At 70.4% G+C, this 6,782-nt stretch carries 9 protein-coding genes; 5 read left to right on the forward strand and 4 right to left on the reverse strand.

Annotation, left to right across the window (positions count from 1 at the left end):
- Positions 1-20: 20 nt before the first annotated feature.
- From glyA to AB0H81_RS23040, 4 genes are all read right to left on the reverse strand, one after another.
- Complete coding sequence (gene glyA / locus AB0H81_RS23025) at positions 21-1,274, reverse strand: serine hydroxymethyltransferase (protein ID WP_358377953.1); 1,254 nt, start codon at positions 1,272-1,274, stop codon at positions 21-23.
- 134 nt (positions 1,275-1,408) lie between these two features.
- Positions 1,409-2,389, reverse strand: coding sequence for a YihY/virulence factor BrkB family protein (locus tag AB0H81_RS23030; RefSeq protein WP_358377956.1), 981 nt, complete (start codon positions 2,387-2,389; stop codon positions 1,409-1,411).
- 41 nt (positions 2,390-2,430) lie between these two features.
- Complete coding sequence (locus tag AB0H81_RS23035; protein ID WP_358377959.1) at positions 2,431-2,826, reverse strand: YccF domain-containing protein; 396 nt, start codon at positions 2,824-2,826, stop codon at positions 2,431-2,433.
- A gap of 54 nt (positions 2,827-2,880) precedes the next feature.
- Complete coding sequence (locus tag AB0H81_RS23040; RefSeq protein ID WP_358377962.1) at positions 2,881-3,669, reverse strand: TIGR03084 family metal-binding protein; 789 nt, start codon at positions 3,667-3,669, stop codon at positions 2,881-2,883.
- 47 nt (positions 3,670-3,716) lie between these two features.
- Here AB0H81_RS23040 and AB0H81_RS23045 point away from each other — a divergent pair, with 47 nt between their 5' ends.
- The 5 genes from AB0H81_RS23045 (at position 3,717) to AB0H81_RS23065 (ending at position 6,661) form a co-directional block, all read left to right on the forward strand.
- The gene (locus tag AB0H81_RS23045) at positions 3,717-3,842 is read left to right on the forward strand and encodes a hypothetical protein (RefSeq protein WP_358377965.1); all 126 of its coding nucleotides are present in this window, start codon (positions 3,717-3,719) and stop codon (positions 3,840-3,842) included.
- A 60-nt stretch (positions 3,843-3,902) separates the two neighbouring features.
- Complete coding sequence (locus AB0H81_RS23050) at positions 3,903-3,986, forward strand: putative leader peptide (RefSeq protein ID WP_350809452.1); 84 nt, start codon at positions 3,903-3,905, stop codon at positions 3,984-3,986.
- Positions 3,987-4,095: 109 nt separating this feature from the next.
- Positions 4,096-5,769 (forward strand): nitrite/sulfite reductase, encoded by a 1,674-nt coding sequence (locus AB0H81_RS23055; protein WP_358377968.1) that lies wholly within the window; start codon positions 4,096-4,098, stop codon positions 5,767-5,769.
- Positions 5,766-5,936: an Insertion element protein gene (locus tag AB0H81_RS23060; protein WP_358377970.1), complete on the forward strand. Its 171-nt coding sequence runs from the start codon at positions 5,766-5,768 to the stop codon at positions 5,934-5,936. Before AB0H81_RS23055 ends, AB0H81_RS23060 begins: the two co-directional genes overlap by 4 nt.
- Complete coding sequence (locus AB0H81_RS23065; protein WP_358377973.1) at positions 5,933-6,661, forward strand: phosphoadenylyl-sulfate reductase; 729 nt, start codon at positions 5,933-5,935, stop codon at positions 6,659-6,661. The genes AB0H81_RS23060 and AB0H81_RS23065 overlap by 4 nt, the downstream gene beginning before the upstream one ends.
- The last annotated feature ends 121 nt before the right edge of the window (positions 6,662-6,782 follow it).

Raw genomic sequence — 6,782 nt, forward strand, 5'->3', positions numbered from 1 at the left:
CCGGTACGCCAGGACGGGCGCTAGGACAGGCCCGGCGCCGGGAACTGCGCGGTCAGCTCGCTGACCTCGTGGTGGACGCGCGTGATGACGTCCTCGGCATCGCCCTTGGCCAGCGCGGTGACGACCTCGTCCATCCAGGCGCCGATCTGCCGCATCTCCGCCTCGCCCATGCCGCGCGAGGTGACCGACGGGGTGCCGATGCGGATGCCGGACGGGTCGAACGGCTTGCGGGTGTCGAACGGGACCGTGTTGTAGTTGGTCTCCAGGCCGGCCCGGTCGAGCGCCTGGGCGGCGGGCTTGCCGCCGATGCCCTTGGGCGTGAGGTCGAGCAGGATCAGGTGGTTGTCGGTGCCGCCGGAGACGAGGTCGAAGCCGCGGCTGCCCAGCTCGTCGGCCAGCGCCTTGGCGTTGGCGACCACCTGGTGGGCGTACGCCTTGAAGCCGTCGGTCGAGGCCTCGTGCAGGGCGACGGCGATGGCGGCGGTGGTGTGGTTGTGCGGTCCGCCCTGCAGGCCCGGGAAGACGGCCTTGTTCAGGGCGGTGGCGTGCTCGTCGCTCGTCGCCATGAGCATGGCGCCGCGCGGGCCGCGCAGCGTCTTGTGCGTGGTCGTGGAGATCACGTCGGCGTGGCCGACCGGCGACGGGTGCGCGCCGCCCGCGACGAGACCGGCGATGTGCGCGATGTCGGCGGCGAGAACGGCGCCCACCTCGCGGGCGATCGCGGCGAAGCCCTCGAAGTCGATCGTGCGCGGGATGGCGGTGCCACCGCAGAAGATCAGCTTCGGCCGGTGCTCCAGGGCCAGCTCGCGGACCTCGTCGAGGTCGACGCGGCCGGTGTCCTTGCGCACGCCGTAGCGGACCGGGGTGAACCACTTGCCGGTGGCCGAGACCGACCAGCCGTGGGTGAGGTGGCCGCCGAACGGCAGGCCCATGCCCATGACGGTGTCGCCCGGCTGCAGGAACGCCATGTAGATCGCCAGGTTGGCCGGCGAGCCGGAGTAGGGCTGGACGTTGGCGTGGTTGACGCCGAACAGCGACTTGGCCCGCTCGATCGCCAGGGTCTCGATCTGGTCGATGACCTGCTGGCCCTCGTAGTAGCGCTTGCCGGAGTAGCCCTCGGAGTACTTGTTGGTCAGGACGGTGCCGGTCGCCTCCAGGACGGCCTTGGACACGTAGTTCTCGGAGGCGATCAGCTTGACGGTGTCGGCCTGGCGGCGCTCCTCGGCCTGGATGAGCTCGGCGATCCGCGGGTCGACGCTAGCGAGAGAACTCATGACTCCCCTGTCATCATTGACATCCGGCGAAGACCCAGGCGCACGGCCTCCGCTCCCTTCCGCTCCCCGGTGGTGAGCCCACCTCATGCGCCAGTCGCGACCTTACAGACGATAGCGGAAGTGGTGCTCACGGCTCACTCGCGCGTGGCCACGGCGCCCCGCGTGACGTCTGCGTCTCCCGGGCGGGCGGCGCGGCCCGTGCCCGGCCACCACTTGTCCACCTCCGCGTTCAGGATGGCCCCGATGAGCACGGCCAGCGCGGTGATGTACAGCCAGAGCAGCACGGCGATGGGCGCGGCCAGCGAGCCGTACACGGAGACGGGCGAGACCCACGCCGCGAGCACGGCCCGCAGCACTGCGGCGCACACGATCCACAGGATCAGCGCCAGCACGGCCCCGGGCAGCTCCCGGTAGACCTTGGTGCGCACGGGCACGCTCACGTGGTAGAGCACGGTGAGGAACGCCACCGATCCGGTGACCACCACGGGCCAGTAGAGCACGTCGATGAGAACGCCGAACTCGGCCGGCAGGGCGTCCTTGAGCAGGGTGGGGCCGATGACGAGGATCGGCATGACGACGATGGCGGTGGCCAGGCCGACGACGTAGAGGCCGAACGACATCAGGCGGGTGCGGACGATGCCGCGCGCCTCGCCCAGCCCGTACGCGACGGAGATGAGGTCGACGTACACGTACAGGGCACGCGAGCCGGACCACAGCGACAGCAGGAAGCCCAGCGAGATGATGGAGACCTTGCTGGCGTCGTCGCGCAGCACGTCGTTCATGAGCGGGTTGACGACGCGGTCGATGGCGTCCTGGGTGAACAGCACGCCGGCCTGCTCGACCACCCACGCGCGCACCTGCTGCACCGTCTCCTGGCCGAGCCAGGTGCCGAGCTTGCCGATGACGCCGATGACGCCCAGCACGAACGGGGGCAGCGACAGCAGGGCGAAGAAGGCCGCCTCGCCCGCCAGGCCGGTGACCCGGTAGGTGACTCCGGCGTCGACGGCGTCGCGGACGATCGCCCATGCCTTCGTGTCGCGTGCCCGGCACAGCCCGGCGCGGACGTTGGCGGCGATGCGCTTCCTCGCCCGCGTGGGCAGGTCGGTGGAGGTCATGGCACCAGGACCAAGCTTTCGCAGTGACTCTTCCGGACAGCTTATGTCTCCATGACCCTGCCCTGGTCGTTCTCGACGATGCGCGCCCCGAGCGGCAGCAGCGAGACGGGCACCAGTTTGAGGTTCGCGACGGCCAGCGGGATGCCGATGACCGACAGGAACAGCGGGATCGAGGTCAGGACGTGGCCGATGGCCAGCCAGACGCCGGCGACCACGCACCAGATGATGTTGCCGAGCAGCGAGAACACCCCGGCCTGCGGGTCGCGCACGACCGTGCGGCCGAAGGGCCACAGCGCGTACGCGGCGATCCGGAACGAGGCGATGCCGAACGGGATCGTGATGATGAGGACGCAGCAGACGATCCCCGCCAGGGCGTACCCGAGGGCCAGCCAGATGCCGGCGAAGACCAGCCAGATGACGTTGAGAATCGTGCGCATGGCTACAGCTTGTCACCGGGTGTGCGCCAAGCGGCATCCGGTACGCCCCTGAAGCTACCCCGACCTGGGCGGACGCCCCCTGCCGGGGGGACCGGCGAACGCCTGGGCCACCTCCGCCCAGGCGCGGGCGGCCGGACCGGTGATCTCCAAGGCGGTGTCGGCGAGGTGGATCCGCCGGGTGACGAGCAGGCAGAAGTCGAGCATGGGGCCGCGCACCACGTCGGCCGCGTCCTGGGGGCCGGCGATCCACGGCTCGCCGCCGCCCGGAGGCGTCAGCTCCACCCGTACGGGCTCGGCCGGGAGGGGCAGGCCGCGCACGGCGAACCCGTAGGGGCGTGCCCTGACCCCGAGCGTCGCCACGTGCCGCAGCCGGGCGGACGGTTCCCGGGTGACGCCGAGCGCGGCGGCCACGTCCTCGCCGTGCGCCCAGGTCTCCATGAGGCGGGCGGTGACGAACGAGGCGGCCGACATGTCGGGCCCGTACCAGGGGACGCGGTCGCGCGCGCCGAGCCCGGCGAACGCCTCCAGGCTGCGGGCGCGGGCGTCGCGGAACCAGGCGTGCAGCTCGGCGGCGGGCATGCCGCGCGAGCGGAACGCCAGCTCGTCCACGGTGCCGGCCTCGACGGCGAACCCCTCCAGCGAGGCGCGGAACGCGGCGGGGTCGGTGACCGCCGTGCGCGCCGCCTCGTCGAACCAGGCGAGGTGGGCGACCTGGTCGCGCACCGCCCAGCCGTCGGCCGGGGTGGGCAGCTCCCACTGGCCGGGACTCAGAGGCGCGAGCAGGGTCTCCAGCGAGTCGGTCTCCGCGCGCAGGTCGGCGAGCAACTCGCCCATGAGGTCCATGCCCGCCACCCTAACCGAATGATGTTCTACGAGGAATAATGCGAAACGTGATCTGCGAGAGCTGCAAGGAGCGGCGGCACGACGAGTGCCGCGGAGGCTCGTGGTGCGACTGCCAGCATCAGAGCGACGAGAAGGAGACCGAGTCGCCGCTGGACTGGCCCCGCCAAGGATGATCACGTCCAGACTCTGGACCGTTGTTGGACATCTCGGACAGCCCGAGTATCTTCGTATACATGCCAGCGGACCCCATGCTCGTCGGCCGACGCCACGTCGACCTTCAGCGTGTCCGCAGCGCCATCTGTCGTGACGCCCGCTGATCATCCCCTGATTTCTCTCACCTGAGGGCGTCGCACTCCTCTTCGCAACCCCCGCACTCGACGACGAGGCGGGAGGAAGCCCGCGCGCCCATGATGCGAAGGACGCGCCATGAGCACTCCTGCCAGCCGGCACCACAAGCGCCCGCGCGGCGAGGGTCAGTGGGCTCTCGGTTACCGTGAGCCGCTCAACAAGAACGAGGAGAACAAGAAGAACGACGACGGGCTCAACGTCCGCCAGCGGATCATCGACATCTACTCCAAGGGCGGCTTCGACTCGATCGACCCCGCCGACCTGCGGGGACGGATGCGCTGGTACGGCCTGTACACCCAGCGCAAGCCCGGCATCGACGGCGGCAAGACCGCGATCCTGGAGCCGGAGGAGCTGGACGACCGCTACTTCATGCTCCGCGTCAGGATCGACGGCGGCCGGCTCGACCTGCGCCAGCTCCGCACGATCGCCGACATCTCCAACCTGTACGGCCGGGGCACCGCCGACCTGACCGACCGGCAGAACGTGCAGCTGCACTGGATCGACATCGAGTCGGTGCCCGACATCTGGGACCGCCTGGAGGCCGTCGGCCTGTCCACCACCGAGGCGTGCGGCGACACCCCGCGCGTCATCCTCGGCTGCCCGCTGGCCGGCATCGACACCGACGAGGTGCTCGACGCCACCGAGCAGATCCGCGAGGTGTACGACCGCTTCGTCGGCGACCCGGCGTTCTCCAACCTGCCGCGCAAGTTCAAGACCGCGATCAGCGGCTGCCCGGCCCACTGCACCGTCCACGAGATCAACGACGTGGCGTTCGTGGGCGTCGAGCTGCCGGGCGGCGAGAAGGGCTACGACCTGTGGGTGGGCGGCGGCCTGTCCACCAACCCGATGTTCGGCAAGCGGATCGGCGTGTTCGTCCGGCCCGACCAGGTCGGCGAGGTCTGGGCCGGCGTGGCCGGCATCTTCCGCGACTACGGCTACCGGCGGCTGCGCCACCGGGCGCGGATCAAGTTCCTGGTCAACGACTGGGGGCCGGAGAAGTTCCGCGAGGTGCTCGAGACCGAGTATCTCAAGGAGGCCCTGCCCGACGGGCCCGCGCCGGCCCAGCCGCGCGGCTCGCGCCGCGACCACGTCGGCGTCCACCCGCAGCAGGACGGCAACTTCTACGTCGGCTTCGCGCCCAAGGTCGGCCGCCTCGACGGCGACAAGCTGCACCTCATCGCCGACATCGCCGAGCGGCACGGCTCCGGCCGGGTCCACACCACGGTCGAGCAGAAGATGGTCATCCTCGACGTCGCGCCCGGCCAGGTCGACTCGCTGGTGGCCGAGCTGGAGGCCAACGACCTCCAGGTCAACCCGTCCACGTTCCGGCGCCAGACCATGGCCTGCACCGGCATCGAGTACTGCAAGCTCGCCATCGTCGAGACCAAGGCCACGGCCTCCGACCTCATCGACGAGCTGGAGCGCCGGCTGCCCGGCTTCGCGGAGCCGCTGACGATCAACGTCAACGGCTGCCCCAACTCCTGCGCCCGCATCCAGGTGGCCGACATCGGCCTCAAGGGACAGCTCGTCGTCGACGAGAACGGCGACCAGGTCGAGGGCTTCCAGATCCACCTCGGCGGCTCGCTGGGCGTCAACCCCGGCTTCGGCCGGAAGGTGCGCGGCCTGAAGACCACGGCGGCGGCTCTCCCCGACTACGTGGAGCGGGTCGTCACCCACTACGACGCCCAGAAGAAGGAAGGCGAGTCCTTCGCCGACTGGGTGCAGCGCGCGGACGAGGCGGACCTGCGATGAGCGAGCGCGCCGTCCCGTTCCACTGCCCGTACTGCGGCGACGAGGACCTCGAACCGTACGAGGGCGAGCTCAACGTCGGCGGGTCCGCGTCAGGTGGCGGCTGGTACTGCCGCTCCTGCGCCCGCGCTTTCAAGCTGAAGTTCCTGGGGATCGGAGTGAGGACATGACGCTGGTGGACATCGAGGTCGGACTCCGGAATCAGCGCGGCACCCTCGACCTGCAGGACATCGTCGAGTCGGCCGCCGTGTTCCTGGAGGAGGCGTCCGCCCGCGAGATCATCCGCTGGGCGGCCGCGACGTTCGGCGACCGGCTGTGCCTGACCTCGTCGATGAGCGACGCCCTGCTCATCGACCTGGTGAGCCGGGTCAAGCCGGGCGTGGACGTGTTGTTCATCGACACGGGCTACCACTTCGCCGAGACGATCGGCACCCGTGACGCCGTCCGGCAGGTCTACGACGTCAACGTGATCGACATCAAGCCGTCGCGCACCGTCGAGGAGCAGGAGCGCGACCTCGGCCCGCGCCTGTTCGGCCGCAACCCCGACCTGTGCTGCTACCTGCGCAAGGTCGAGCCGCTCAACCGCGCGCTGGAGCCGTACCTCGCGTGGATCTCCGGCATCCGCCGCGACGAGTCACCCAGCCGGACCGGCACGAAGGTCGTCGAGTGGGACGCCAAGCGGCAGATGGTCAAGGTCAACCCGATCGCGCGGTGGACCCAGGAGGACGTCGACAACTACATCGCGGACAACGGGGTGCTGATCAACCCGCTCCACTACGACAACTACCCCTCGATCGGCTGCGCCCCCTGCACCCGGCAGGTCGCGGAGGGCGAGGACCCGCGCAGCGGCCGCTGGGCGGGGCTGGGGAAGGTCGAATGCGGCATTCACCTGTAGTCCCCGGCGTGCGGCCCGCCCCGTTGGCAGACGGGGCGGGCCAGGACCCGCCTCTGGTGGCGGCGCCGGGCCCACCCCGGCACCGAGCCACCTGGAGGCATGATGTGCGACCCCATCACCC

The sequence above is a fragment of the Nonomuraea sp. NPDC050691 genome (assembly GCF_040654455.1).
Lineage (GTDB): Bacteria > Actinomycetota > Actinomycetes > Streptosporangiales > Streptosporangiaceae > Nonomuraea.